The sequence below is a fragment of the Mesorhizobium sp. WSM4828 genome (genome assembly GCF_055811175.1).
The window spans coordinates 1-24,949 of sequence record NZ_JBVVQK010000013.1; the positions used below are offsets into that span (position 1 = coordinate 1).

The 24,949-nt window shown below is 60.7% G+C and carries 24 protein-coding genes; 16 read left to right on the forward strand and 8 right to left on the reverse strand.

Annotated features, from left to right (window positions below; translation table 11 throughout):
* The first annotated feature begins 83 nt into the window (after positions 1 to 83).
* Positions 84 to 623: a DUF1697 domain-containing protein gene (locus AC0L2X_RS16535; RefSeq protein WP_473555664.1), complete on the forward strand. Its 540-nt coding sequence runs from the start codon at positions 84 to 86 to the stop codon at positions 621 to 623.
* A gap of 30 nt (positions 624 to 653) precedes the next feature.
* Here AC0L2X_RS16535 and AC0L2X_RS16540 read toward each other — a convergent pair whose 3' ends face one another.
* The 5 genes from AC0L2X_RS16540 to AC0L2X_RS16560 form a co-directional block, all read right to left on the reverse strand.
* Positions 654 to 2,111, reverse strand: a complete 1,458-nt coding sequence (locus AC0L2X_RS16540) for an NCS1 family nucleobase:cation symporter-1 (RefSeq protein ID WP_352491999.1) — start codon at positions 2,109 to 2,111, stop codon at positions 654 to 656.
* Positions 2,112 to 2,239: 128 nt separating this feature from the next.
* On the reverse strand, positions 2,240 to 3,082 hold the full coding sequence (gene otsB, locus AC0L2X_RS16545) for a trehalose-phosphatase (RefSeq protein ID WP_473555661.1): 843 nt from the start codon (positions 3,080 to 3,082) through the stop codon (positions 2,240 to 2,242).
* Complete coding sequence (locus AC0L2X_RS16550) at positions 3,079 to 4,860, reverse strand: alpha,alpha-trehalose-phosphate synthase (UDP-forming) (RefSeq protein ID WP_352466252.1); 1,782 nt, start codon at positions 4,858 to 4,860, stop codon at positions 3,079 to 3,081. The genes otsB and AC0L2X_RS16550 overlap by 4 nt, the downstream gene beginning before the upstream one ends.
* Positions 4,861 to 5,038: 178 nt before the next feature.
* A complete protein-coding gene (locus AC0L2X_RS16555) occupies positions 5,039 to 7,201 on the reverse strand; it encodes an amylo-alpha-1,6-glucosidase (protein ID WP_352491996.1) in 2,163 nt (720 codons plus the stop codon).
* Positions 7,202 to 7,248: 47 nt separating this feature from the next.
* On the reverse strand, positions 7,249 to 8,310 hold the full coding sequence (locus tag AC0L2X_RS16560) for a glycosyltransferase family 4 protein (RefSeq protein ID WP_473555658.1): 1,062 nt from the start codon (positions 8,308 to 8,310) through the stop codon (positions 7,249 to 7,251).
* On the opposite strand from AC0L2X_RS16560, the gene AC0L2X_RS16565 reads away from it, so the two are divergent.
* Positions 8,309 to 8,869 (forward strand): DUF982 domain-containing protein, encoded by a 561-nt coding sequence (locus AC0L2X_RS16565; protein ID WP_473555657.1) that lies wholly within the window; start codon positions 8,309 to 8,311, stop codon positions 8,867 to 8,869. The genes AC0L2X_RS16560 and AC0L2X_RS16565 overlap by 2 nt on opposite strands.
* A 36-nt stretch (positions 8,870 to 8,905) precedes the next feature.
* Here the strand turns inward: AC0L2X_RS16565 and AC0L2X_RS16570 are convergent, their stop codons facing one another.
* Together AC0L2X_RS16570 and AC0L2X_RS16575 are read right to left on the reverse strand one after the other, a co-directional pair.
* Complete coding sequence (locus AC0L2X_RS16570) at positions 8,906 to 9,859, reverse strand: methyltransferase family protein (RefSeq protein ID WP_473555656.1); 954 nt, start codon at positions 9,857 to 9,859, stop codon at positions 8,906 to 8,908.
* A 3-nt stretch (positions 9,860 to 9,862) separates the two neighbouring features.
* The gene (locus AC0L2X_RS16575; protein WP_473600048.1) at positions 9,863 to 10,222 is read right to left on the reverse strand and encodes a hypothetical protein; all 360 of its coding nucleotides are present in this window, start codon (positions 10,220 to 10,222) and stop codon (positions 9,863 to 9,865) included.
* Between the two features lie 34 nt (positions 10,223 to 10,256).
* On the opposite strand from AC0L2X_RS16575, the gene AC0L2X_RS16580 reads away from it, so the two are divergent.
* The 11 genes from AC0L2X_RS16580 (at position 10,257) to AC0L2X_RS16630 (ending at position 20,623) form a co-directional block, all read left to right on the forward strand.
* Positions 10,257 to 10,778, forward strand: a complete 522-nt coding sequence (locus AC0L2X_RS16580; RefSeq protein WP_473555651.1) for a hypothetical protein — start codon at positions 10,257 to 10,259, stop codon at positions 10,776 to 10,778.
* Between the two features lie 6 nt (positions 10,779 to 10,784).
* Positions 10,785 to 11,327: a hypothetical protein gene (locus AC0L2X_RS16585; RefSeq protein ID WP_352491992.1), complete on the forward strand. Its 543-nt coding sequence runs from the start codon at positions 10,785 to 10,787 to the stop codon at positions 11,325 to 11,327.
* A gap of 264 nt (positions 11,328 to 11,591) precedes the next feature.
* On the forward strand, positions 11,592 to 11,816 hold the full coding sequence (locus tag AC0L2X_RS16590; protein WP_473555649.1) for a hypothetical protein: 225 nt from the start codon (positions 11,592 to 11,594) through the stop codon (positions 11,814 to 11,816).
* 215 nt (positions 11,817 to 12,031) lie between these two features.
* Entirely contained in the window at positions 12,032 to 12,286 is a 255-nt protein-coding gene (locus AC0L2X_RS16595) for a DUF6894 family protein (protein WP_352977186.1), read from the forward strand.
* A 424-nt stretch (positions 12,287 to 12,710) separates the two neighbouring features.
* A complete protein-coding gene (locus AC0L2X_RS16600) occupies positions 12,711 to 13,253 on the forward strand; it encodes a class I SAM-dependent methyltransferase (protein WP_352491990.1) in 543 nt (180 codons plus the stop codon).
* Between the two features lie 236 nt (positions 13,254 to 13,489).
* On the forward strand, positions 13,490 to 15,277 hold the full coding sequence (locus AC0L2X_RS16605) for an ABC transporter ATP-binding protein (protein WP_352710210.1): 1,788 nt from the start codon (positions 13,490 to 13,492) through the stop codon (positions 15,275 to 15,277).
* A 6-nt stretch (positions 15,278 to 15,283) separates the two neighbouring features.
* Positions 15,284 to 16,465: a glycosyltransferase family 9 protein gene (locus AC0L2X_RS16610; RefSeq protein WP_473555646.1), complete on the forward strand. Its 1,182-nt coding sequence runs from the start codon at positions 15,284 to 15,286 to the stop codon at positions 16,463 to 16,465.
* Positions 16,466 to 16,474: 9 nt separating this feature from the next.
* A complete protein-coding gene (locus AC0L2X_RS16615; RefSeq protein ID WP_473555644.1) occupies positions 16,475 to 17,662 on the forward strand; it encodes a glycosyltransferase family 9 protein in 1,188 nt (395 codons plus the stop codon).
* Positions 17,652 to 18,830 (forward strand): glycosyltransferase family 9 protein, encoded by a 1,179-nt coding sequence (locus AC0L2X_RS16620; RefSeq protein ID WP_352491986.1) that lies wholly within the window; start codon positions 17,652 to 17,654, stop codon positions 18,828 to 18,830. The genes AC0L2X_RS16615 and AC0L2X_RS16620 overlap by 11 nt, the downstream gene beginning before the upstream one ends.
* A gap of 303 nt (positions 18,831 to 19,133) precedes the next feature.
* Positions 19,134 to 19,913, forward strand: a complete 780-nt coding sequence (locus AC0L2X_RS16625; RefSeq protein WP_473555641.1) for a sulfotransferase domain-containing protein — start codon at positions 19,134 to 19,136, stop codon at positions 19,911 to 19,913.
* Positions 19,914 to 19,927: 14 nt separating this feature from the next.
* Positions 19,928 to 20,623, forward strand: coding sequence for a sulfotransferase family protein (locus tag AC0L2X_RS16630; protein WP_473555640.1), 696 nt, complete (start codon positions 19,928 to 19,930; stop codon positions 20,621 to 20,623).
* A gap of 30 nt (positions 20,624 to 20,653) precedes the next feature.
* Here the strand turns inward: AC0L2X_RS16630 and AC0L2X_RS16635 are convergent, their stop codons facing one another.
* Complete coding sequence (locus AC0L2X_RS16635; RefSeq protein ID WP_473555637.1) at positions 20,654 to 21,868, reverse strand: glycosyltransferase family 2 protein; 1,215 nt, start codon at positions 21,866 to 21,868, stop codon at positions 20,654 to 20,656.
* Here AC0L2X_RS16635 and AC0L2X_RS16640 point away from each other — a divergent pair.
* From AC0L2X_RS16640 to AC0L2X_RS16650, 3 genes are all read left to right on the forward strand, one after another.
* The gene (locus tag AC0L2X_RS16640; protein WP_473555635.1) at positions 21,836 to 22,999 is read left to right on the forward strand and encodes a glycosyltransferase family 4 protein; all 1,164 of its coding nucleotides are present in this window, start codon (positions 21,836 to 21,838) and stop codon (positions 22,997 to 22,999) included. The genes AC0L2X_RS16635 and AC0L2X_RS16640 overlap by 33 nt on opposite strands.
* 113 nt (positions 23,000 to 23,112) lie before the next feature.
* Positions 23,113 to 23,904: a glycosyltransferase family 2 protein gene (locus AC0L2X_RS16645; RefSeq protein WP_473555634.1), complete on the forward strand. Its 792-nt coding sequence runs from the start codon at positions 23,113 to 23,115 to the stop codon at positions 23,902 to 23,904.
* An 89-nt stretch (positions 23,905 to 23,993) separates the two neighbouring features.
* Positions 23,994 to 24,716, forward strand: a complete 723-nt coding sequence (locus AC0L2X_RS16650; RefSeq protein WP_352491981.1) for a glycosyltransferase — start codon at positions 23,994 to 23,996, stop codon at positions 24,714 to 24,716.
* Positions 24,717 to 24,949 lie beyond the last annotated feature (233 nt).

A 24,949-nucleotide genomic window follows, 5' to 3' on the forward strand; every position in this document is an offset into this window, starting at 1 on the left:
CGGGCCTTGCTCGCGCAAAGATGCGATTCAGCTAACAAAATCAAACGCTTGTCGTTTGCGGACGGAAACTAGACTAGCCGCCCATGCAAACTTACGTCGCGCTGCTCTACAGCATTGTCCTGGGCGAGGGGCGGCGGGTCGTCATGTCCGATCTCAAGGCGATGGCGGAAGGCCTGGGTCTGAATAACCCGCGCACGCTGGTGGCGACCGGCAATCTGGTTTTCGAGGTGCAAGAAACAGAACTCGCGGCATTGGAGCAGCGGCTGGAGGCGGCGTTCGCAAAGACTTTTGGCCGCCACGTCGACATCATCGTGCGCGGCGCGGATGATTGGCTGAAGCTCGCGGCCGGCAATCCATTTCCAGCCGATTCGGTCGCCGCTGCCGATCAAGTCGCGGTACGCGTGATGCGGGCGCCCGTTCCCGCGGAGGCCGCAGCGGCGCTTGAGGCCTATGCCGGCACGGGCGAGAAGCTGCGGATTGTCGGCGGCGACATCTGGATCGTCTTTTCCCGCGAGACGCCGAGTTCGCCGCTGCTTGCAGCGGTCAGTCACAAACGTCTCGGCATCGGCACCTCGCGCAACTGGAACACCGTGCGCCGCCTTGCCGAAATGGTCGCAGAATGAACGGGGCGGCTTGCGCCGCCCCGAATCCGCTCAAGCCTTCGCTATCCTGGCTCCAGCACCGAGTGCCATCGTGCGCAGCACGTAATAGATGACGCCGGCAATTGCCACGCCGAAGAACCAGCCATAGACGCCCCACCATGACGGCAGCAGGCTGGTGAAGTTGGGCAGGATCGAGGAGAAAACCGCGCCGATACCGGCGGCGATGAAGGCATTGACATGCCAGCCGCCTTGAAAGCGGAATTCGCCATTCTCCCTGTAGAGTGCCTCGACGTCGACCTCGCCCTTCCGGATCAGGTAGTAGTCGACCATCATCACGCCGAAGATCGGCCCCATCGTCGCGCCAATGATGTTGACGAAGGAGGCGGCACCGCCTTCCCAGGGCGCGAATGGATAGAGCACAAGCGCGATCAGCGCCGCGATGTAGCCGCCTTTCTTGAAGTCGATCTGGCGTGGAAAGACGTTGGAGAAGTCGAACGCCGGCGACACGAAATTCGCCACCACATTGATGCCGAGCGTCGCCACCGCAAAGGTCAGGGCTGCGAGCGCCGCCAGGAACCAGCTGTCGAATTTCGCCGAGATCTGGTCGGGATGCAGCAGCACCTCGCCATAGACGTCGAAGGCGGCGATCGTGGTGACGCCGGCGACCAGCGAGAACAGGATAAGATTGACCGGCAGGCCCCAGATGTTGCCCTTGCGCAGCGATGCCTTGTCCGGGGCGTAGCGCGCGAAATCGCAGAAGTTGAGATAGAGTGCGGAGAAATAGGTCACCCAGATCGCCGCCACCGCAAACAGCGAGGTCCAGGAGCCCGGCGTGCCCGGCACGCCCGCGTCCTTTGTCTTTTCCAGCAGCACATCCATCGGGATGTCGCTGGTGAAGGCGAAGGTGCCTGCCTTGATGCAAAGATAGATCGCCAGGATCAGCATCATCACCCACACCGCCGGTCCGGCCCAATCTTGGAAGCGGCGCACCGTTTCCATGCCCTTCTGGATGATCAGGAGCTGCAGCGCCCAGATGACGACGAAGCAGATCACCTCGAGCCCGGAGTGGCCGAGGAAATGTGTGCTCTGGTTGAAGTCGGCGAACCATTGCGAGCGGATCAGCAGGGCTACGATCGCGCCGGAGGCGGCCGCCGTCTGCGCACCGTACCAGAAGCAGGCGACGATGGCGCGCACCAGCGCCGGTATGTTGGCGCCCCAGATGCCGAAGGAGGCACGCGCCAGGACAGGGTAGGGCACCCCGGTCTTCACGCCGGCATAGCCGACCATGTTCATCAACGCATAGATGATCAGCGAACCGATACCGATGGCGATGATGAAGTTGACGAAGCCGCCGCAAAACAGGAACAGGCTGGCCGCCAGATAGTAGCCCCACAGGCTGTGGACGTCCGACGTCCAGACGTTGAAGATCGAGAACGGTCCCCAGTTTCGAACCTTCGCCGGGGCGAGATCCTCATTGTACAGGTCCGGTGATGCGCCTTGTATGGTCATTGCTATGTCCTCCCCTTGCAACCGCACGCGCCTCCACGCATGGCACGCAGGTTAAGCCTGACGCAGGGGAACCGGCAAGCAGACGATTTGCCGGCTTTGGACTCAAAGGCCTTCAATGAGAAACGCGCTTATCGGTCGGACGATGCCGTGGCTGCGATATTGAGCTTCGCCGCTGATTCGGTCGCTGCTTGCTTGCCGGCCGGTCGAGCACCGGCCACCGCCGACGTCTCGAAACTGGCTTCGAGCCAGGCTATCGCGCCGGTCACGTCATCGAGGGCATAGTTTGCGGCCGTCGGTCCGTTCGGCTTCACGCGGATGGAGATGCCGCCGATTTCATTGATCGCCTCGAAACCGTGTTCGTCCGATGTATCGTCTCCGAGGAATATCGGCCGCCGGCCGACAAAGGGCGGAATGTCCATAAAACGCCGGATGGCAGCACCTTTGACGGCCTCCAAAGGCATGAGCTCGACGCCGGCGTTTCCCGGAAGCACCCGATAACCCTTCGGAAGCCGGGCCAAGGCCTGCTCGACCAGCTGGATTGCGGGCGCAAGCAGTTGCGGTGCTGCTCTTGTATGAACGGCAAGGACCGGCCCCTTGCGCTCGACATAGACCTTGCCGCTGCCCAGTTCGGCCTCGATCTCGTCGGCAAGGGCGGCGATGTCGGCCGGCGCGTCGGCGGCATCGATCGGACCGCTCGGCGTCAGCCGGTGCTCCAGGCCATACAGTCCGGCGATCCGCAGCTTCAGCGGATGGAACAGCTTGTCCACGGCGGGAATCGATCGGCCGGTGATGAAGGCGACCGCACCATCCAGCCGCCGCTCTATGCGTCCGAGCAGATTGCGCAATTCCTCGCCGACGAACACTGCGTCGGGATGGGCAGCGTGCTCCAGCAGAGTTCCGTCGATGTCAAGGAAGAGCGCCCATTGCCCTGCCGACAGGTTCAACGCCGGCGGTTGTTCAAAGCTTTTCACGATGCTGCCTTCCGTGCCCGCTCGAACATCGAGATGACGTTGTTGGTGTTCGATGGCGGGCGCTCGCCGGTTCCGGTCACCCTGTCGAGATCGCCGCGTTTGCGCAGGCGCGCCGCATCCAGCAGCATGCTGCCGGCCCAGCGGTAGACATTGTTGTCGCGGACCATCTCGCGCATCGGCCGCAAACGCTCGCGCTGCTCGTCCGGCGTCATCGTCAGCGCCTGCAACAGCGCCTCACTCATCATGGCCGCATCGTAGGGGTTGACGATCAGTGCTTCCAGCAGTTCGCGCGAGGCACCGGCAAAGGTGCTGAGCAAAAGCACGCCCTGTTCGTCGTCGCGCGCCGCGACGAATTCCTTGGCGACGAGGTTCATGCCGTCATGCAGACTGGTGACCATGCAGATGTCGGCGGCGCGATAGACCTCGTAGACCTGCTCCTGCCGATGATGTTCGGCGACCATCAGGATAGGGCTGTATGTCTCGCTGCCATAGCGCCGGTTGAGTTCCTCGGCACAGCGACGGCATTCGTCATGGAGTTGCTGGTAGGCGGGCAATGTCCCCCGGCTCGGCGCCGCGATCTGCAGGAAAACCACCTTGCCTATCCATTCGGGATATCTCGTGAACAATTCGTCCAGGGCATGGAAGCGATCGAGAATGCCTTTCGTGTAGTCGAGGCGCTCGACGCCAACGCAAAGTTTGGTATCCGCAGACAGGCCGAATCTGTCGCGCACGCTGGCGCGGCACTCCTCCACAGACGGCAGTTTTGCCAGCAATTGGGCCGGCCATTCTATGGAAATGGGATAGGCGTGGACCAATGTGGTCTGCCCACCATAGGAGATTGCCGCGTCTGCCCGTTCGATCCGGCTCTCCAGAAAGCGGTCGACACTTTCGGTGAAGTTGTTGGCATGGAATTGGGTATGAAAGCCGATGATCGAACTGCCTAGCAGTCCTTCCAGGATCCGCTCACGCCACGGACAGATGCTGAACACTTCCGAATTGGGCCACGGGATATGCCAGAATGTGATGACGATGGCGTCCGGCAGGCGCTGGCGAATCATGCGCGGCAGCAGCGCGAAATGGTAGTCCTGCACCAGCACGATCGGCCGTTCGTTGCGGGCTTCGGCAACCACCGTATCGGCGAACTTGCGGTTGACAGCCTCGTAGGCGTCCCAGTCCGAGGCGCGAAACACGGGGCGGGTGAAGGCGATATGGCAAAGCGGCCATAGGCCCTCATTGGCGAAGCCTAGATAATAGCCTTGATATTCCTCCTCCGTCAGCCAGACCCTGCGCAGCGTGTAGGACGGGTTGCCGGGCGGCACCTGCACCCGGTCGTCCTTGTCGACGGTGAGGCGGTCTGCGGTGCCGCCGCCATAGGCGATCCAGGTGCCGGCACAGGCGCGGGTGATGGGTTCGAGTGCCGACACCAGCCCGCTGGCCGGTACCAAAAGTTGCACCCCGTCATCCTTGATGTTGTGGATGTAGGGTTCGCGGTTGGACACCACGATGACCTGTGCGTCCGGCAGGTCGTCGGCCAGGATCTTGCGCAAGGTGTCGGGCGACCATGTGACCAGTGCCGCATCGGCCGACTGGCCGTTCTTTTCGAACTCGCGCAGCACCTTGCGTGCCGCTTCCGACGCGACATCCTCGCTCGGCGTGTATGCGGCCGCCGTTGCGCGGCCGCGGCGCTGGCGGGATATCGATAGGAGAATGGCAAAAGCGGAAAAGCCAAAACTTGCAATCAGCAAAACCCAGAGCAGGTTTACGGTATAATCTGACATGGAATGTGATCTCGCCTCCGGCCGGCCGATAGCCGTTTTTTATTTGTTTTTCTGGTTCGCTGCCGCGTGACGACGACAGCATCCCCCGCTGCCCCTTTTTGCAACGCACAAAGAGGCTATCGGTTCCGGACGATTGCAATGCCGGGCGTCATTTTCGACGCGCCGCAGCGCGCCGGCATCAAGTGCGCACGATGAGCGGCACCATCCCTTCATACCGATCGGCGAGAAAGGCGACGACCCGGTCGCCGACACGCTGGAATGTGAGGTCGACCACCGTCGAGCCGACACCCAGATGCCGCAATGTCAACGTGTCGATGCCGATCGGCAGCCTTGGGCGGGTGACCCGGATTTCGCTGTTCCAGCCGTCGATTTCGAGGCCAAGGCAGGCCTGCATCAGCATGAAGGCCGATCCCGCCGACCAGGCTTGCGGCAGGCACGCGACCGGATAGGCGATGGGCGCTTCGCCCGGCGACCGGGTAAAGCCGCAGAACAGTTCCGGCAGCCGCATGTTGAAATGGACAGCCGATTCGAACGTGCCGCTCATCAGCCGGACCACGCTGTCGCGCACGCCATAACGTGCCAGGCCGGCACCGCACATGGCGGTGTCGTGCGGCCAGATCGAGCCATTGTGGTAGGACATCGGATTGAAGAATATCGCATCGTCGGCCAGCGTCCTCACTCCCCAACCAGAGTGGAACGACGCTGAGAGCAGCTGATCGGCGACCATCTGCGCCCGTTCCGGCTCGGGCAGCCCGACATAGAGGAGATGGCCGGCATTCGACGTCCGTACCTTGCAGAGCTCGCCCGCACCATCGATCGCCAGTGCATAGAAATTGAGATCGTCCATCCAGAAATGGCGTTCAACCGCGGCGCGCATGGTTTCAGCGCGTTCCTCCCAGTGATCGGCCTTGTCGTCCTCGCTGCGGCGGCGGGCGAGCGCCGCCAGCCCACGGAACGCGGCAAAGACGTAGCCTTGCACCTCGACCAGGGCGATCGGCCCCTTGGGCATGCGGCCATCGGCATGGAAGACGGAATCGAAACTGTCCTTCCAGCCCTGGTTGGCGAGGCCGGTCTCGGCGCCGCGCTGGTAGGTAACGAAGCCGGTCGCGCGGCTTGTCTCCTCCGTCCATTCGGCCGCTGCACAGAGCGATGGCCACAGACTGTCGACGAACGCCATGTCGCCGGTACGATCCGCATAGGCGCAAGCGAGATGAATGTAGAGCGGCGTGGTATCGACACCGCCGTAGTAGCGGCCGAACGGCAGCTCCCGCAGCGCTGCCATCTCGCCCTTGCGGGTCTCGTGCATGATCTTGCCCGGCTGCGAATCGCTGAACGGCGACGTTTCGGTTGCCTGATGCTGTGCGAGAAAGGCGAGTACGCCGCGCGCCAGCCCGGGATTCAGCCACAGCATCTGCAGTGCGGAGATCACCCCGTCACGGCCAAATGCCGTCGAGAACCAGGGTATACCGGCATAGGGGTAAGGTCCGGTTGCAAGCTCGGTGGTCAGCAGCGCCACATCCGCGCGCGCGCGTTCGATCCAGTCGTTGAAGACGCGGCCGGAGCTGTGCACCGTCGCACCGTGGCGGCGTTTGGCGCGCATGCCGAAGCGAGCGCGGGCGGCGGCAGCCCGAAAACGGTCGCGGTCGGGTGTCTCCGCCACTTCCGGGCCGACCTCGATATAGAGGACCTCGCTGCTGCGCTTCGTCACTGCAACCAGGAAATCCGCACGGCTGGCGGTCAAATTGTCCGGCGCCTGCGAGAACGAGATCGCCGATAGGCGCACGAGCTGGTCCAGACCGTCATATCGAAGCACCACCGATGTCGGACTGGTCTCGGCGGCGTGGGCAATCCCGCGCTTGAGCCGGGTCGAACCGCGCACCTCGAACATGTCACGGAAATCCGCTGCGAAATGCAATGAAACCCGAATGGCCGACGATTCCTGGCTGTAGTTGGAAAGGGTGATGCGCTCGAACAGCCGGTCCTGCCAAAGCAGCCTGACGCGTTCTATGTGGATCGCGCCCTGCGGAATGTCGCGACCACCGACACTCTGGATCGGCAAATTGGTCAGGTTCGAGGTGAAAAGCACATTGTCCTGGCTGAGCGATGCGCCCAGCAGCGACATTTGCCGGCCACCGACCGTCAGCCGGAATTCCGAAAGCACACGCGTGTCGTCCCGGAAAAAGCCATCGCCGGCGCCGCGGATGTCGCCATAGGCGTCGGCCACCGCGAAGCAGTCGCCTTGCTTGAGGGCGAACAGCCGGTGCGGCTCCCGGGGCGCAACCTCGTCGAGGGAGGCAAGGGCTACGGCGGGATCAAGCTTACGCTCGTCGAGTTGATTCATATGTCACAAGCTCTGTCGTTTCGTTCCAACGTCCACAATAACGCCGATCAGGATGCTCTCGCTTCACCGGGAGCGCCGATCAGGCGCGAATAGGCAGCCACATAGTCGTGGGCCATTCTCGTGGCAGAAAAACGGTTTTCGAATACGGCTCTCACCTGTCGCCGGTCGAGGCGCAGCAATTCCGGGATCGAGGCGACCGCAGCATCGACCGTATCGACAAGGAAACCGGTCACGCCGTGGTCGATGATCTCCGGCAGGGCACCGCATTTCCAAGCGACTACCGGCGTGCCGCAGGCCATGGCCTCTATCGCGGCAAGACCGAACGGCTCCGGCCAATCGATTGGAAACAGCAGGCCGGCCGCCTTGCCGAGGAATTCCGCTTTTCTGTCCTCTTCGATCTCGCCGATATAGTCGACGCGGTCGCCGTCGATCAGTGGCTCGACCGTGTCGTGGAAAAAAGCACGGTCGTCGTCGCCGATCTTTGCCGCAAGCTTCAGTTTCAGCCCGGAGCGCAAGGCGATCTCAATGGCACGGTCCGGGCGCTTGTCGCGCGACAGCCGGCCGAGAAAGGCCAGATACGGCTCGTCTGCATCCGTCTCGAAAGTCGGCTCGTACATATTGATCGGCAGCCCGTGATGGATGGTCGCCAGCCAATTGGCCCTGGGTAAGCCGGTTCTCTGGCTGCGCGAAATGGAGATCATCGGAAAGCGCGGAAAACGCTCGTAGGCTGGGGCCAGGTCGACATAGTCGAGCCTGCCATGCGGTGTCGTCACCGTCCGGTCGGGCATGTGTTCGAAGAAAGGAAAATGCAGGAAGTGGCTGAGATGGAAATGGATAATGTCGAACTGTTGCGCTCGGTTCCTCACCTCGGCCAGCATCGCCAGATGCGCCGCGGTTTCGGATTTGTGCGGGCGCGGATCGAGACGGAGCGCCCGCTCGCGACACGCTACCAATTTCGCCGACGTGTTGGTATCGCCGCTGGCGAACAGGGTCACGTCATGGCCAAGCTCGACCAATCCCTCGGTCAGATAGGAGACGATGCGCTCCGTCCCTCCATAGAACCGGGGTGGCACGGATTCATGGAGCGGCGCCACATGGGCTATTCTCATGTTTTGGCATTTCCCTCAAAAAGACGGCTCGTGGCATCGAAATGCATCAGCCGCGCGAACGTTCCCGTACAATGGCGAGATGTCACTCAATTGGGGCAAAGATGTCACCCAATTGGGGATGCCGGGCGCTTCCACCGCTGCTCGTCTGGTCCAGCCAACATTTTCCAGGCCAAGCCCTCTTTTGCCGGGAACCAAAGTCGGGTTCGCGAGTTTAGTGGGGTTCGATCGCACGCATCCGGTCGACGGGGAGGAAACGATGGACCGCTTGCAATTCTTTTCGCCCGTGCGGATTTTGCGCGGACAGGGACAGCCCGTGGAAGAGATCGACAACGTTGCCGAAGCTATGGCATTCTTGCGAAAATGGCCGGCCGGGCGGCGCGGGCCGGTTTACCAGTGCGCCGTGAATAGCTGCGCTGCGGCCATGGCCGGCCGGATGTCGGCCGAGGAAGCGCGAAAGGCTTTTGCCGGCTTCGCCCGGATCACCCGGCTGCTCGAGGGCGATAGGCCGTTGCCGATGAGCGGCGAGGATCGGCATGGCGATCACGCGTTGAGGCGATAGGCCAGTTGCCGCAGATCGTCAGAGCAAGGGTGGCATTCAGCCTGAACGCCCGATCGGCGACCGACTCGCTTTCGCGAACAGTCGTTTGAGCTGAGCAACGGCGCCGTTTTCGCTGATGTAATCGCAATAGGTGATGTAATCGGGGTCGCATGACAGATGGCGTTCCTCGGTGATGGCGCGGAGTGCGTAGACGGCGTTGAGGCCGAACAGGATGGCGGAGTGCCGCAGCGCTTCAGCGGGTCCTGCGGCGGTGAGGAAAGGCACGGAGATCAGCCACCAGGAGAGGTTTTTCGAAACATAGGCCGGATGCTTGATCCAGCGATACGGTCCGCAGGTGACGATTCCGCGATTGGTGAGATTGGAAAATCTCAGGCCAAAGCTCACGGTGGACCAGACAAAAATCAAGATGCAGAAGAGGATCGCCGATCCCCAGAAAACCTGGAGCGCCGGTGAGGGCATCACCGCCGTCCAGTTGGCGCCCGTTTCGTAGTTCAGGTAGGCACGGGTGGCGGCGTTGATGGGTTCATAACAGGCAAGACAAACCAGCCAGCCGAACACGGTGGGTTCGACGCTGCGGATATGGTTGTCGAGGACGCGCAGCGTGAAGACGTAGCCGACGACCGCGACAAGAACATCCACCATGAACAGGAGATCGATTGCAAAAGCGTGCCAGCGCGTGATGTCGAATCGATACGGTTGTTCCAGCCCGGCCAGGATCGAACCCAGTGTGGAGCACAGATAGACGAACATCAGCGGCAGGAAGAAGCCTTTGACGATCCAGCCCCGCACATGCTGGCGTATCTGCTCGGTTCGCTGCGGCACGGCGCCGCTGAGGACGAATGCACCGATTTCGGCATATGAATCTTCCGGATCGGTCTGCCTGCGGTCGACATAAGCAACATAAAACGGCGCGGCGACGAGCAGCGCCGGCAAGGTGTCGTAGAGCGCTGCCCAGTAGGGGGCGTAAAACTCACGCCGGTATTCCGGCACTATTCAGTAGACTGCGGCAATGGTCGTGAGCGTAACGATCAAGCCGATGAGCTTGCGCACGACACGCTCGACTTCAAGCGCTCGCATCGGCTTCGCCTGCAATCCCGTTGAACGCCTTCGAAACGTCTGGAAATAGGCCGTGTCGACCGCGATCATCGCTGCCGCGGTAGCTGCAATGACAGTCATGGCCTGCAAATGCACAGGCCAGCTTCTGTCGACGAGCATCGCGACGGTCAGCGCAAGACCAAGCAATCCTGCAAGGCCGGTGAGGGGCGCGGTCGCCGATTTCGGTTGGAGCGTCATACTACTACTCCCGTTGTCGTGAGGATCGATCGTCGTTGCCGGCCGCGTGGTCGCCGCCACGGTTCAACTCGAGTGGCGCCGCCACCGGAGCCGCTTGAGCAGCCGCTACACTCCGCCGCTGCCGTTAGACCCGCCGCTGCTTGTTCCGTCGTTGCCGCCACTGGATCCGCTACTGCCGCTCGAACTGCTGGTGCCGCTAGAGCCGCTGCTGCCGCTGGAACCGCTGCTGCCACTGGAACCGCTGCTGCCGCTCGAAGTGCTGCTGCCGCTGGAGCCGCTGCTGCCGCTCGAAGTGCTGCTGCCGCTGGAACCGCTGCTGCCACTGGAGCCGCTGCTGCCGCTTGAGCCGCTGCTGCCGCTGGAACCGCTGCTGCCGCTTGATCCGCTGCTGCCGCTGGAGCCGCTGCTGCCGCTCGAACCGCTGCCGCCGCTCGAGCCGCTGCTGCCGCTTGAGCTGCTGGAACTGCTGGTGCCGCTCGAACTGCTGCCGCTTGAGCTGCTGGCGCCGCTCGATCCGCTGCTGCTTGAGCCGCCGATGGGCCCCTTGTTGACGTTGCGTGGGGAGGGATGGTTGTTGGCGCCCTCGCTTAGATTTTCGCAGGTGCACTTGCGCTGATACTTGGTGCCGAAGGCACTGCCTTCATTACTCGCCTGCTGGCAGACCAACCTATGGCAAATCAAAGTCGCTTCGGTTGTCTCGGGGGTAAGGCCCGTGATGACTATTGCGGTTGTCGTGGCCGCCATGCCCGTGATCGTGAACCGGAGTAAATTCCGAAAATTGTGCATAGATACCTCGCTTTCTGACGCCTCGCTTCTCGGGCTCACGCCCAAGCTTCCTCGTTGTCGAGTGGGTGTTTGCGACAAGGCCGCATACGGATCGCTTACGCCTCAGCGGTCGGGGCTCAGTGGCGGCATAAAAAGTTGGACGAAGCGCAGACAATGGTGCCGCATTGCGGTATTTCGACCGGAAAAGGCCAAAGATGCACTTTTGGGGGAATGGATAATGTCGAAACGGCTTAGACTGGTGCTGGGAACCGCCGGCGCAATTGCCGTCGCCATTGTCTGGGGGATCGTCGCCACGTCGATGGGCGTGCCATCGATTCTGATCACAGTAGGAGCGGTCGCGATCGGCGCGGGCATTTACAGCTATCAAAACCGGAACTGATCCGGTACCGGCGACGCGGCATAGCCCAAAACTCCCACGGTCGCAGACTGCCTGCGGCAATGCTCAGTGTACGAAAATTACCAACGACAGCGTTCTGTGGAACGAGTGGCCTGCCGAAGCTATTGTGGTGGCGGTCCGAGACACCCCCGCCTCGGGCCACTGGCTCACCCAGCCGAGTGGTCCGCTGCTATCCAATGGCAGCGGACCCTTCACCCGGAGGACGGACCCCGGAAGACGGACATTGTGCCGAATCGAGGGAGAACGATGGTCGTTGACGAGATTGCAGCGCGGCGCCTGAAAATTCTGATCGAGCAATATATGGAGACCAGGAAGAGGCGCCACGATGTGGTTTCTACCGCAGCGGCTGAGATCGCGATCAGGGCTGTCATACCGAATTGCCCGGTCTCCGGAAATGCCCTTGACGAAATGATTGCGGCATGTGCGTTCGAACATGGGCTGGGGGTGCTGTTCGATCGACCTGACGCATGAAGGCCTAAACGGCATGAATCCCAACGCCAAAATCGCGCGGTGCTGTCGTGTACGAATTCGAGGCTGCTCCTGAGGCGCTTGCGACTAAGGCGCGTCGCGTCGATCGGCCTCATGCGATGCGCTTTAGGTTCTTGTTTTGATACATGTTGTTATCGCAAAACCGCTGCACATTTTTGCGCGACATGCATTAGAGAAACCGACCAACCGGAGCAGCCATGCCGAGATATTTTTTCCATTTCCGAAACAATGAGGGCCGCTTGACGGAAGATTTCGAGGGTCAGGAGTTGGACGGTTTGTCCGCGGCTCAGGATAACGCCATGGCTTCGGCCAAGGAAATCCTGGCCGAGGGCCTGCTCAGCGGCAGCCCGGTCCTGACAGGTCTTTCCTTCGAAATCTGCGACGAGAACCGGAAGCTGCTTTTCCGATTTCCCTTCTCGGAAGCTGCCGAAAAGGCTGGCACTCGACCGTGATGGCCAAAAGCGCCGCAATGCGGGCGAGCTTTGATCGAGCCTGGCTGAAAAAACCGCATATCGCGGCAAACAGTCGTCAGTGCAAATCAGCACCATGGGAAAATTAGTAGCATAGCTGCCGGCACAAAGCAAGAACAAACATGGCTTACCATGCCGAAAAGACGTGCGTTTCAGGAACTCGAGGGCAGGCCCGGGTAGGGGCGCCAAGCGACATTGCGATTTCCAACCGATGTGTCGATTTGTCGGGCCGGGTGTTCGTCAACTTCCCGAAACGGCTTGGCAGGATGCTGTGATCAGGAGTTCCTTTCTCCCGCGGTTACGTTTACAGGACGCTCTGGACAGTGTCGTTTGCGCGCCAGCAACTGGACCGGGCTAGGCCCGGCGCACAGTCCTCTTCCGTAGAGGAACCAGTGCGGCGTCGTTTTTGGAGAACAATGATTTGTGGTGGTCAAATAAGCAAAAGAGATTCAAGGGAACGTGGGATGACCGACTGGACGGGCTATTCTCAGCAGAGGTCGACTACGCCGGGAAATCCATTCTCGATGTTGGCTGCAACATGGGTGTTGTCGCCTATGAGATATCCAAGCTAGGACCGAGTTCGATCCATGGGATCGACATTCTCAAGCCGCATATCGAGACGGCCAGGATGATCTTCCTGGGTTGTCCAGTCCAAAGCCGGTTCGATTGTCTCGATCTTGGCAGCCGGAAGCTGCAAAATGTTCTCCAACCGCAGTACGACATCGTCATGCTGCTGGCGGTCTACCATCACATGCAGTGGAGCCTCGGCGCGGACAAGGCGCGAAGCGTGCTGTGCGATATCGCCAGGCGTGCTCAAACGATCGTTGCCCGCGTCCCTCCTGGCAAGGATAAGGAGATGATCGCGGTGCTTTCGGATGTGGGCTTTTCAATTAAAAGCAATCACACATCGCCTCTTGGAAGCCATCTCATGGTCCTCGCGAAACACTGACCAGCATAGCGCGGCCGACGACGATTGGCGCAAGAGCCGCGTGGCTGGGGTCCGCTACGCTCGCATGCGAGGGACCGACGGTCATGGGCCGATGACGTGCAAGGATCCGGTTCGGCATTGACTGCGGTCGGGAACGAAGCCACAGACAGGTGATCGAAACCGTCTCGCGCTTCAAGACAACACGAAGACCGGACGGGATCGCAACGGGCGGCGACAAGATGATTGCAAAGAAACGAGTGTCAACGGTCCCGGCATATCCGCTGATCAAGCGTCTGATTGGCGAAAATCTGCCGCCGCACAAGATGCTGTATGTGACAGGTTTGCTGTGCTCGATCGCTGCTGCTGCCGCGGTCGGCGCGACGGCCTGGATCATGAAAGTCATGATCAACACCATCTATGTCGAGCGAGACGCTGCCGCTGTATCGGGTATCAGCGTCGTCATCATCGGCATTTTCCTAGTCAAGGGCATAGCTGCCTACTGCCAGACCGTCACGACGGGAAAGATTCGCCGGGCTATCGTTTCGGACCTGCAAAACCGTCAATTTTCTCGAATGGTGCGCTTCGACATCAGCCGTTTCGCGAACCAGCATCCGGCAAAATTCATCGCCAAGATCATGTTCAACGCGCGCGCCGGGGCGACCGTTATTCTCACCCTCACGAGCAGCGCCGTCTCTGATCTGCTGACCCTGATTGCTTTGGCCAGCGTCATGGTCAAGCAGGACCCGGTGATGTCGCTGATATCCGTGGCGGTTCTGCCGATGCTGTTCCTGTCAGTCGGCGCGATAACAAGGAAGCTCAAGGCGCTGGCGAGGGGCGAGACGGAATTGGCCGCGCAGGTCCAGTCGATCGGCACGGAAGCCGTCGAAGGCATCCGCACCATCAAGTCCTTCCAGCTCGAGGACAAGGCGGTTGCCAGCTTTGCAAAGGCCGTCCGCAAGATGGAAAGACGTGGCATCCAGATCAACCGGACGTCAGCATTGATGAGCCCATTGATGGAGACCGGCGGCGGCGTGATCATCGGGCTTTTCGTTATGTACGCCAGCTGGCAGACCCTCGGCAACGGCAAGACGCCCGGCGAATTCATGGCCTTCATTACCGCGTTCCTGCTTGCATATGAGCCTGCCAAGCGGTTGGCCCGGGTCAATGTCGACGTCCAGAAGCAGATGGTCGCCGTCGAGCAGATGTATGATTTGATCGACACGCCCGAGCAGCGGCGACTCGCAATCGCGGGCGAGCGCCTGACCGACGTCGATGGTGGTATCCGCTTTGAAGATGTGGCCTTCTCCTATGACGGCAACAGCCCGGCGCTCGAGGGTGTTTCCTTCGACGTGCGACCTCGTGAGAAGCTGGCGATCGTCGGCCGCTCCGGCGCCGGCAAGACCACCATCGTCAATCTGATCCTGCGCCTGATGGAGCCGGCCAAGGGCAGGATCCTGATCGACGGAAAGGACATTTCGAAGATCAGCCTAGCGGACGTTCGCGACAATATCGCACTTGTGTCACAGGACGTCTTCCTGTTCGAAGGCTCGATCCGCGACAACATTCGCGACGGCCGCCCGAACGCCACGGATCAGGAAATCGAGTCCGCTGCGAACCTCGCCCGGGTCACCAGTTTTGCTTCGGCGCTTGAAAACGGCCTCGACACGCTTGTCGGGCCGAGCGGCACCAATCTGTCGGGCGGGCAGAAACAACGCGTCGCCATCGCACGCGCCCTGCTCAAGAATGCTGCGGTAATCGTCTATGACGAAGCGACATCGGCGCTTGACGGCGAAAACGAACGGGCGGTTATGGAGGCAGCCTTCGACAGCACATTTCAGCGCACGGTGATCTGCATTGCGCACAGGCTGTCTACAATCAAGGCGGCCGATCGTATTCTCGTGTTTGACGCCGGACAGCTTGTCGATGCTGGAACGCATGACCAGCTTGCCAAGCACAGCGAGATATATCGTTCGATATTCCACCTGGAGGCGCCCGATCCGATGGTCGAAAGCGGCAAAAAGCTGCGGCAGAGCGTATTGCGCTGAAGGCCGATGACCAGCTTTTATCATGGTTCCTATGTCCGGTATGTGATTGGTGGACTGGGCCTTCAGGTGCGCCGGTACAAAAAGGCGGTGCGCAGGTTGTTTTCCGGTGCCAAGCAGCCGCGTTCCATTCTTGAGCTGCAAGCCAAGGTTGAGGCTCTGATCGTGCGCAGGGACTGGAAAGGCCTTGAAGCCGGTACCAATGAGATGGCTGTCACGGCCGATCACAATCGCGATCCGGAGTTGATGCAGAAGGCGGGCCAGGCGTTCGAGCGGCTTGGCAACTTTGCGCGGGCAGCTGAGCTTCGGCTTTCGGCGCGCCGGCTGCGGAAAGGGAAAAGCGCCAACGAGTGGATCGGCGAGAATCTCGGATCGGATACACTGCTGATCGATCTTGTGGAGGATGACCCGCGCAGCCTTGGCCGGGTTATCCGCCACGCGCGACTGGCCGGCGCTGCCGCTTCCTATTCGCAAAGCGCAACAATTCGGGTCGAGCCGCGCCTGGTATCAATTCTGCAACGAACGTTCCCGAAGGCGACCGTGGTCCCGGCGCAGCAGGATGTGGTCGGCGACAAACGTGCGACTTTCGAAGATCTCGCCTGGGTGTTCGGACGCGATGCCGAAAAGCTTGCTGCCGACTTCGTGCCGCTGCGGCCAGATCCTGAACTCGTCGAGACATTCCGCAAGCGCTATCGCTCGATGACGGATCTGCCGCTGGTGGGTCTCTCCTGGGGCAGCAAATCCCACACCAAGGACGTGCCTGATTTTCCTGAATGGGCACGGTTCATCGCCCAGACACAAGCGACATTCGTTTCGCTCCAGTACGGACAGATCAAGCCGGCGTTGCGGCGCCTTCGCAACGGCAACGACGGACGTCTTATCTTTGACGACAGCGTCGACCAGATGGTCGACATGGACCGTTTCGCCGCACAGGTGGCCGCACTCGATGCTGTCGTGACGATCAGCAATACGGCGGCGCATCTTGCCGGAGCCCTTGGCGTGCCGACTGTTTTCCTCATCGACGACAATTTTCAGACGGCATGGCCAGTGACCGGCGACCGGACACCCTGGTATCCGAAGGGCATTGTCATTCGCAAGGAGGGGCGCCCTTGGTCGCTGGTGCTCGACGAGGCCGGCCGGCGGCTCTCGTCGATCCTGACGACGCTTTCCGACACTCCCCGAGGACGATAGAACATCGCCGTGCAGAACAGACGAACCATCCTTCAGAAAGCAAAAACCGCCGATCTGCGCCCGCAGGGCGCCGTCGGCAAGCGGCTGCAGAAGGTTCTCGAGCGGGCAAAGGAACTTCTTAGACGTCCCTCGCGCCACGCCGACGAAAGCGCCGAACGGCATATGAGGCTGATGGAGGAAAGCGTGCAGCGTGGTGACTGGCAAAGTGCTCGCGACCATGCACTGGCGCTTGGCGTGCTCGGTGAGCAGCTTGGCGATCTCGGGCTGATCAAGAAAGCAGGGCGTGGACTGAGGCGTCTCGACGGAGGAAATCGCGTCTGGCAGTTGATGGCGGCGAGCAAGCAGCTGCGCGGCAGGCCCGATTGGGATGGCCGTGATCTTGCGGGTCGCACGCTTCTCGTCGATCGTCGCGAAGGCGACCTGGCGATCTTTTTCCAGTTCGCGTCGCTGCTTGGTCCAGTGATCGCGGCTGCCGGTCGATGCATCGTCTTCGTCGAGCCGCGACTGGCACCGCTTTATCGCAGAACATATCCTGCGCTCGATGTCAGGATTGAAGGGGAAGAGGACATGGCGGCGGTGGACGCCGATGTCGTTGCCGGTTTCGAGACACTGGCAAAGCATTTCTGGCCGGACGACCCGGCGGCACGCGCGCCCTTCGTTCCGCTGGAGCCGGACCGCCGACTGGTTGCCGAGCTGCGCGGCACCTATCTCGATGGCGGCCCAGGTCCCCTGATCGGATTTGCCTGGGGAAGCCTCAACAAGAGCAAGGATCTGCCGGCTCTGGACGATTGGCGGACGCTGTTCGGCAGCCTGCCGGGGCGCCTCGTCAGCTTGCAATATGGCGATGTCGGGCCGGCCCTCTCCGAGTTCGAGCGCCACGCGCCGGGGCGCATCATCCATGACGCTTCCGTCGACCAGTTGACGGACATGGACCGCTTTGCCGCCCAAATCGCGGCGCTCGACGCGGTGGTGACGATCAGCAATACCGGCGCCAACCTGGCCGGCGCGCTCGGCGTGCCGACGATTGTCATGCTCGACGACGGGTTTCGACTGTCCTGGCCTGCCTTCGGCGAGACCGTCGCCGCATATCCGAGCATTCGACTGGTCCGAAAAGGCGGCCGAGCCTGGGCGTCGGCAGTGCAGGAAGCAGGCGGACGGGTCATGCAAATCATCGGCGGAGCTGGCGATGGAAGGTAGCCTATTTCTCGGCCGGTTGCGCCGCGCTGTCGCGCTTGCAGGCTACAAATACAAGGTCTGGTTCCGACGTCACCGCCGGCAGCTCTTCCTTCGCTGGCGCGACGGCGACATTGCCGATCAGATGGCGGACTATCGGCGAAGCGTCGAGTCCCGCGATTGGCCGGCGGCACTGCCGAAAGCCCTGGCTCTTGGGTCCATTGCGAAGTCGAGGGGCGAGGTCCACCTGATCGACGAGCTCAGCAAGGCGCTGATGCGGATGGGCGCCTATGGCGCAGCCGCCGAACTCAGGATCGCACGACGCCACATCGTCAACGGCCGCGTCGATGGCGAGTGGCTGGGCCAGAATATTTCTGGCCAGACACTGCTGATCGATCTGATGGAAACCGAAAAGCAGGGTCTGGCCACCGCGATTCATCATGCGAGTTCCGTCGGCTGTGCCCTGGCGCGCGCCGCCCGCTCGATCGTGCTGGTCGAGCGCCGCCTGGTACCGCTCTTTCAGCGCACTTTTCCAACCGCCGATGTGCGGCCGGTCGGCGCTGATGGCAAGGCTGCCTATGCCGAGGCGCAGGCCTTCGCCGGCGTCCAGCATCTGACTGCCGTTTTCGAGACCGACGAGGCGACGATCCGCGAGCATTTCGTGCCCCTTAAGCCGGATCCGGCCCGGGTCGCTGAACTTCGCGCCCGCTACCGGAAGGAAGGGCGGCCGTTGGTCGGTATCGCATGGGGCAGCTCCAATCCCGGCAAAGACCTGCCGCCGCTTGCCGCCTGGCGAAACCTGATCGGCCGCCCGGACCTCCGGTTCGTCTCGCTGCAGTACGGCCAGATCGAGACCGATCTGAAGATCCTGACCGACGGTGAGCCGGAGCGCATTCTTCATGACAGATCGGTCGATCAGCTCGTCGACATGGACCTTTTCGCCGCGCAGGTTGCCGCGATGGACGCCGTGGTGACCATCAGCAATACCGGAGCGCATCTGGCCGGCGCGCTCGGCATTCCCTCGGTTTTCATTCTGGGCGACGGCTTCAAGCGCTCCTGGCCGGTCGAGGGTGACCGCACGCCCTACTATCCATCGGCCGTGCTGGTCTCGAAACGGGAACGCCCCTGGTCCGTAGTGATGGACGAGGCCGAGTCCATTCTGGCGCCATGGGTCACAAAAGTGAGTGGCTAAAGCATGTCGTCCAAAAGCGCGTCACTGAATGCGCTTCGACGCAATGCGCATTAAGGGGTTCGGCCGACGGACCGCGGAATGGAGCGCCTGTGTCGAACAGTCGTCGCAACAGGCCAAAAAACATAAGGCATTCCGAACCGGGATATAGTAAAGGCCCAATTCGCCCCGCAGAGGATCGCAATTCTTGCTGGCATTTCTGCCTTGTGTTCGAATCAGTCGTAGGCTTAGGCGCCCAGTAATGGGGTTGGTCTGGCCGGCAGCGGTTCGGGCGCCAGCTCTGATAATCTAAAGGAGGTCTCTCCCATGTCCTTTCTAAAATTTTTCCAGGCCAAAGCGCCGCCTCTTCCTCTTATCGTATCCTTTCCAAAATCGGGGCGCACGTGGCTGCGTGTCATGCTGGACGATCTCGGCGTTGAAGTTCAATACATTCATGACGGAACCGACCACAAGTTACTTCGACCGAAGTCGAGCCTCAAGGAGAATAAGTCTCGATACAAGAAGAGAAGAACAATAATGCTTGTTCGCGATCCAAGAGATACGGTGGTCTCAGGGTACTTTCAGGTTCAGAAGCGCCACATGCTTCCAGCGGGATCGTTCAGCGATTTTATCAGAAGCGACAATCATGGGATTGAAAAGATCATCAGATTTAATCTGCATTGGTTCGCGGCCATGCCCCGGATGCGCGAAATCCGGTATCTTCAATATGAAGATATGCATCGGGATACGGCTGGTGTCCTTCGCGCGATTCTTGGATTCCTGAACCAGCAGGCTGACGATCGGACGCTTGTCGAGGTGGCGAACAACCGAACGTTCGACAAGATGAAAGTGAGTGAATCGACCGGTGATCTGTCCGATCGATACGGCAAGATATTACAGCCGCGCGATGCGAATGATCCCGAAAGCTTCAAGGTGCGCAAGGGCAAGATAGGCGGTTACGGCGAATATCTTTCCGACGACGACGTGGCCTATTGTGACGAGCAGTTGGCTAAGTTCGAATATTGGGAGAAGCTGGACAAGGTCTTTAGCACGAACGGCTTGTGCTACTCTCGCGTCGATAACCGCGCCCGGATCGCCTTGGGTTAGGGAGCATTGCCGACATGGTGATGCGGACCGGATTCATTTGCGGCTGCGGTCATAGCGGGACGACGTTGATTGCGACGATCCTTGCGTCGCATCCCGACGTCTACTTGCCGCTCCAGGAAACCAACATTTTCTTCAAGTGGACGCCATTGGCCATGTTCCGCTTCTGGAAACTGAAGCGGGCGGCGCTCGATGCTGGAAAGAGCGTGCTGCTTGAAAAGACACCGCGGCATATCCGCCGTGTCGCCCGCATTCGCCGGCTCGTGCCCGGCGCGCGTTTCGTCATGCCGGTGCGAGATGGGCGCGACGTGGTAGCGTCCCTGATCAAACGACTTGGCGACCCAAAGGAGGCTCTCGACCGCTGGATCAACGACAATGCGCTAGTTCTTGCGGAACGGGGAAAGCCGGATGTGCTGATCTATCGCTATGAGGACCTGGTCGAGAATCCGGCCAAAGTCGTCGAGCAGATATGCGGCTTTCTCGATGTAACCTTCAGCCCGGATCTTCTCGACTACCACAAGAACCCGCAGCAATGGTTCAAGCCGACCGACGCCAGCGACGAGACGCCACATGCGGTGCTCCGGAACCAGCAGGTCAATCAGCCGATCTACGACGGAAGCGGAAGATGGCGCTCCGAACTTGGAAACGCCGAACTACAGGACCTGGTACAAGGACGAGGTGCCCAGCTTATGAAAGCATTCGGTTATGCATGATGCCGGTTCGGCATCTGCTGGAAATGCCGTCTACCAATCAATCTTGTCGATCAAACCCGTTTTGAACAGGCTGTGAGCTCCTTCGTACAGCATTGACTGTTCGCTCATCGCGCTGAGAGCGGCTTTACCGCTCGATACCTCATGATACTGGCGATATTTGGAAGCGCCGTTCCAATACTGACCTTCCGCCACCGCGACCTGCGCCTTGTCGTTGAAATCGGCGAAGAACTTGAAATGAAGCAGGCCGGCCAATCCTTTTATATAGTTTCGCCAGTAGGGCAGCGGTGAGTGAATCGACGTAAAAATCGTCTGGCGATCAACATATATCAGAGGAAACTTGGTCAACTTGTGCTGCCTGGCGAAAAGCCGGGTTCTCGGGCCGCCTGTGATCTTGAGATGCCGGGGGCTCCTCGTCACCTCATAGCCGCTGACGTCGAAATGGTCCGCAACTTGCCATGGCGGGACGATGGGATCGAAGGGTACGTCCCAGATGTTTCCGCTCGGATACATGTCGATCATCGGCGCCAGCAGGCGTGTCATTCCGCGCCGCTTGAGCCAGTCGGCCATCGCACCGAGCGGATGCTGATCCATGCCGTCATAGACAAGATATTCGTCCGCATCCACGGTCAGATACCAGCGAGGCTGACCGTAAATCTGCACAATACGCTGCCGCCAAAGGTTTCCCAGGTCCGACTGCGAATAGGTGATCGGCGAGCTGAACAGATCGACGTCTGGCTGCTCGGCCAGAAGCTCAGCTGTGCCGTCGGTCGAGCGATCATCGAGGACGGCGAATCTGGTGACGCCGAGTTCGCGATAGTGCTTCAGGAACGGGTGTAGCCTGTCCGCCTCGTTGCGGATGACGAGGATCAAAGGCAGGTCATTCGCTTTAAGGGGCGTTATCGGCCGCAGCGATGACACTTCTGCCCGTCTTCCGAAGGTGTGTCTCAGCCGATATATGGCGGTGTCGGTAATCGTCCGGCGGACAATGGCGGGCCAGGTTGCTTTGCTCAAGCCGTCGATTCCCCTCATGGCGGTCACCGCCCGGCTGGAGCTGGCGCTGATCCGCTGTTTGCAGTTAATTTCTACATGCAGCACCGTTAGGCAAATCGCAAGCAGTTGCGGAGTTCCGGCGGGTGAGCTTTCCAAGTGTTGCCGATGCGCGCTGGCCTCTATAGACATCGTCGGATGGCAACAGGCCGGAGCCCAGACCCTATGTACGCCGGCATTCGTGGCACCGAAATTCAATTCGACAGGCCGATCCTGTTCGTGCGCCAGCGTTATGCGCCATTTGGCGGCGGCGAGATCATGCTGGAAAACATCATGGCCGCATTTGCCGCGCGTCAGCGGCCGGTGGCCGTGCTCTCCGGCGACTGGCCGCGAAACGAAGGCATAGAATTCATCCATTGTGCCGGCCGCCGGTTTCCGCGTTCGCTGCGGGCGACGTCCTTTGCTCAAGCCGCCTGCCGCAAGATCGCCGAGATGCCGCCGGCGCTGGTGCAGAGCAATGATCGCCTGCCGTGCTGCGATGTCTTCCGGGCCGGGGAGGGCGTTCATGCCGCCTATCTTGCCGAGCGGCGGCGTTTCGAGACGCGGCTTGGCAGGGCGGCAATGGCGCTGAGCCCCTTTCACCGCCAGACGCTGCGCCTCGAGCGCGCAACCTATGCCAGCCCGCGGCTCAAAGCTGTCATTGCCATTTCGAAAATGGTGGCAGAGGACATTGTCCGTCACTACGATTATCCGGCGGAAAATGTGCACCATATTCCCAACGGGGTGGATCTCGAACGTTTCAACCCGCAGCTGCGCCAGCGGCATCGGGCGACAATCCGCGCGCGGCTCGACGTCGACGAAAACAGGTCGGTCGTCCTGTTTGTCGGCTCGGGCTTTGCGCGAAAGGGACTGCTTGCACTGATGACGGCAGTCGCCAGGCTCGATGGCGAGCCTGAATTGTGGGTCATCGGCCATGATTCGCGCGCCAACGCCTTCAGGCAGGCCGGTGACAGGCTCGGTCTCGGCGCACGGCTCAAGATGCTGGGGCCGCAGAAAGACATGCTGCCGTGGTACGGCGCGGCCGACATTGCAGTGCTGCCTTCCATCTATGATCCTTTCGGCACGGTGGTCATCGAAGCGATGGCCAGCGGCTTGCCCGCCGTGGTGAGCACCGGCTGTGGAGCGCGCGAGCTTGTCGAGCGGTTCGAGCCGACGCTCGTTTGCGATGCGGCCAGCGAAAGCGACCTCGCAGCAGCGCTCGCGCACGCGCTGCAGTTGTCGTCACGGCCTGAGACCGCAACCCGGGTGAGGGCGGCCGCCGAACACTATGATTTCAATGTCATGATCAAGCGAATGATGGCGCTGTATGAAAGCCTTGATCTGAAATGATTTTCGACTTTGTTGAATTGGGTTAGTACCGTCAGTGTGCCAACAGGCCGGGAGCCGATGCTGCAGATGCATTCGAATGACAGTGGCAGCTTTGATGCCGGAACCTTCTGACCGTGCCGGCGCTCTCGGTCATTATCATCACCCGCAACGAGGAGGCGTCCATCGCGCAATGCCTTCGGTCGGTCCATTTTGCCGATGAGATCGTCGTTCTCGACAACAACAGCAGCGACAGGACCAGGGAGATTGCCGGTGCTCTGGGGGCCAAGGTTCTGATGACCGTTGATTGGCCCGGTTTCGGCGCGCAAAAAAACCGTGCGCTGGCCGCGGCGACGGGGGATTGGATCCTCTCGCTGGATGCAGATGAGTGGGTGGAGGCGCCGCTCGGCGCGGAAATCAGGGCCGCAATCGCCGACCCAAAAGCCTATGACGGCTTCGAAATACCGAGAAGATCGCGCTTTTGCGGTCACATTGTCCGCCATAGCGGCTGGTCGCCCGATCTGGTGCTCAGGCTCTTCCGTCGCCGCTCCGGGCGCTTCAGCGACGACACCGTGCACGAGAAGGTATTGGTGAACGGGAAGGTCAGCCGATTATCCCAGCCGATCGAGCACGATTCCATCACCGACTTGGCAGATGCCCACGACAAGATCGGCCGGTACGCAGAAGCGTCCGCCGCGCAGCTGCTTGCCGAGGGCAAAAAAAGCTCGATAGGCAAGGCGGTCTTGCGCTCGGTCTGGGCCTATGTGCGCAGCTATGTTTTCCGGCTGGGATTTCTGGACGGTTCCATTGGTGCGATGGTGGCCGCGTATTCGGCTAGCTACACCTATCAGAAATGGGCGCGTGTCGCATTGGGAATGCGAGGCCAGGTCCACCAGAAAAGCAAGGCTGAGGCCAGGACAAATCTGTGACAAACCGGCTTGGTTGACCGCAATTGTTGCCGAGCCATCGCCAACTAGTTAGTGTACGACCGTTAAAATCGAAAGCCAGGGTAGTGAATATGACTGATGCGTTTAGGGTATTTATCGGATGGGACAGCCGTGAGCCGATCGCGTACGACGTCGCGCGACACTCGTTGCTCAAACATGCGTCGGCGCCTGTCTCCGTCATTCCGATCAAACAAGACGAGATGCGTGCCCGCGGGCTGTATTGGCGGGAAAAAGATCCGCTCGCCTCAACGGAGTTCACCTACACGCGCTTCCTGACGCCCTTTCTCGCCGACTACACGGGTTGGGCCCTGTTTTGCGATTGCGATTTCCTGTGGCTCGGTGACGTCGCAGGCCTGCTGAAATACACGGACTCGGACAAGGCGGTCTATTGCGTCCAGCATGACTATACGCCGAAGGCCACAACCAAGATGGATGGCGTGGTCCAGACGTCCTATCCTCGGAAAAACTGGTCGTCGCTGATGCTGTTCAATTGCGCGCATCCTTCGGTCAGATCGCTCACGCCAGACGTCGTGAATCAGGAAAGTGGCGCCTATCTTCACCGAATGCAGTGGGTTGCCGACAAGGATTTGGGCTCATTGCCGGTAGAGTGGAATTGGCTCGAAGGCTGGAACGAAAAGCCTGCTGTCGGCACACCCAAGGCGGTCCACTATACCAGCGGCGGCCCGTGGTTTGCCGAGTGGCAGAATGTCGACTACGCCGACTTGTGGATAGCAGAACGCGACGAGTTCCTGGGTTCCGATCAAGCGGCATCTTCTCAGAGCGCAGTTCGATAAGAACATCGTGTTTGGCGGGTGACCTGGGCGCTTGCGAAAGTGGCATTGATTTTCGTGTCGCCAAGGGCGCAGCAACCAGCCGTCAGGCGCTGGGCGTCGACAACAATGCGTGGTGCCGACTGGGGGCGGGACCGGGGCAGATTGCGCCTACGGATCTGGCGGCTCCGGCCGGGCAAACATGCCGCGCTGAGATAAGGATCAACTCGCGGCAATATGATCGGTTTGGGGTCCGT